General features: G+C 66.7%; 3 protein-coding genes. All 3 read right to left on the reverse strand.

All coding sequences use genetic code 11. From position 1 onward, the window contains the following. Nucleotides 1-980 (reverse strand): hypothetical protein (locus AAF481_20450; GenBank protein MEM7483537.1); only part of this gene is annotated, 980 nt, incomplete at its 3' end. Nucleotides 981-1,157: 177 nt separating this feature from the next. Next, a complete protein-coding gene (locus AAF481_20455; protein MEM7483538.1) occupies nt 1,158-1,694 on the reverse strand; it encodes a hypothetical protein in 537 nt (178 codons plus the stop codon). Beyond that, a partial coding sequence (locus tag AAF481_20460; GenBank protein MEM7483539.1) for a sigma factor occupies nt 1,684-2,091 on the reverse strand: 408 nt, incomplete at its 5' end. The genes AAF481_20455 and AAF481_20460, both read right to left, overlap by 11 nt.

Here is a 2,091-nt window from a genome sequence, read left to right on the forward strand (position 1 = left end):
AGGACGAGAATAACCGAAATCTTGCCAAGAATAGCCGAGATCTTGCCAAGAACGATGAGGGCTGGCGGATAGCAACCATTGGGAAACCAGCCGGCGGCCTCGAGGTTGCCGGATCGCAGGGCTTCCGAGGCGACCCAGTACTCCGCCAGGAAGGCCGCGAGTTCGGTTTCGAAGTCGAGCCGTGCCGGCTTCGAGGCGGCGTGAAACCGTGGCTTGGGTGATCGCTTGGTCTGGCGAGTCGGTGGCTCGTAAGGGTTCTGGCTGAGGATCTTCTCTACGCCGGCCACTGGATTGCCGTCCCGGCGCGCCTCGCCTTCCTGCTCGATCTCCCGGATCAGCTCGGCGACCTTGTTGCGGTACTCTTCCGGTGTCAGGTGAAGGAAGGCTGGGAGCGGAGCGAAGCCGACCCGGTAGCGCGTGGCGAAATCGTAGCGACCGACAACGAGGCCGCGGTTCTTAGCCGACCACTCTTTCGATCGGTTGAACCAGGCTCCCTCTAGCGGCTCGCCGTGCACCAAAGCTCGCGCGGCGTGGACGCCGGGCCACTGCAGTGGCGACTGGACCAGGCCCTCTTTGCCGCCGTGGCTGAGGTGATACTTGAGTCGGCGCCACTGCGCCTCGGGCTCGTCGGAGACGACGATGCCGTCGTAGCGTCGCTCCCAGAAGGTGCCACACCAGCCGCGCAGGCGGCCGCCGATCTCCTTCGAGATATTGCAACCCAGGTGGTGCATGAAGCGGCTCAGCTGTTGCTGGTCGTGGACGACGACGAGGCCGTGCATGTGGTTTGATGTCCACACCGTCGAGCACAGCTTGAGTGGCGAGATCTCCAAGGCGCGACCGAGGATGCCGACCACGACTTCATTGAACCGGCGAGGATCGGGTGTGGGGGTGAGCAAGGCCCGGGCGCCGATCACCCGGGAGGTGACTTCGACTAGGACACCGTTCTTGTTTTTGGGTATGAAGCGTGGCAATCGTCCCATGCAGGGCTCCGGCGCCTACACTTGTGGCAAGCGCTAAAGAACTACACACGGAAAAGAGTGCTCCGATCTGTCATCCAGACGAGAAAAACCCTGGAGGTTTGTTCTCGGTGGGCCGTCAAGAGGTCTGAATCCCGCCCTACGGAGTGAAGAGACGGGACGCGATCTACCTAGCGAACCCTACGTCGCCCGCGCCAGGGCCGTGCCCGCCACCCCGGAGAGGGTGAGCGCTAAGGCCATACCCAGCAGGCCGCCGAATCCGGCCGGGGCACAGCCGAGTGCAGCGATCAGACCGGCGGTGGTACCCATGGCGAGGACATGCTCGCGACTGCAGCAGCCGCACAGCAAGCAATGGGCCGAAAGGGCCAGACCGCTGGTGGCGCCGCCGGCGCCGCACAAGGCGAGCAGCAGCGGCGACGGGGCGATGGGGCAGAGGTCACAGGCAATGGCGAGCCAGGGCACGGCGAAGCCGGCGAGGCCGATCAGGATGCCCGGCTTGACCGCGCGCCCGAAGTCTTGCCCGCGCCAACGTAGGCCCACCAGCACGGCCGCGGCGAGGCTGCCGATCAGGGCCAGGTACTCAGCGGAGCGCGGGCACGAGCGCAGGGCGAGCCAGGCCAGCGGTGGCACCACCAGAGCCCAGGGGAGGGCGGCGCTCAGGCGGCCGAGCTCGTAGGCTCGTCGGGCGCGGCGATACATAGCGTCTTCAGGCTTCATGGCGCAATCTCCAGGCCTCGCGCAGGCGGCGACGGGCGCGCTCCAGGCGTTTGCGAAAGGTGGCCGAGGCGACATCGGAGGGGCGTCGGTCGTGCAATGAGGCGACGATCGTCTCGATGTCGCGGGTCGGCAAGCCGGCGAGCACGTCCTGGGCGGCCTGGGCCAGGTCACGCTCGATCACGTCGTCCTCCACCAGCGGTCGTCGCGCGCCGCCCCTGTCGTCGCCCCAGCGCTGCAAGGCGCGGTCGCGGCGCTGGAGCGAGCGTCGCCGGGTGCGGCATTCGTTGGCCACGATGCCGAATACCCACGACAGGGCGTCGCGCTTCGGATCGAACCTGGAAGCCTTGGAGAGGACCGTCAGAAGAGCCTGTTGGGCGGCGTCGTTCGCCTCGTCACG

Source organism: Acidobacteriota bacterium (genome assembly GCA_039030395.1).
In the GTDB taxonomy this organism is placed as follows: domain Bacteria; phylum Acidobacteriota; class Thermoanaerobaculia; order Multivoradales; family JBCCEF01; genus JBCCEF01.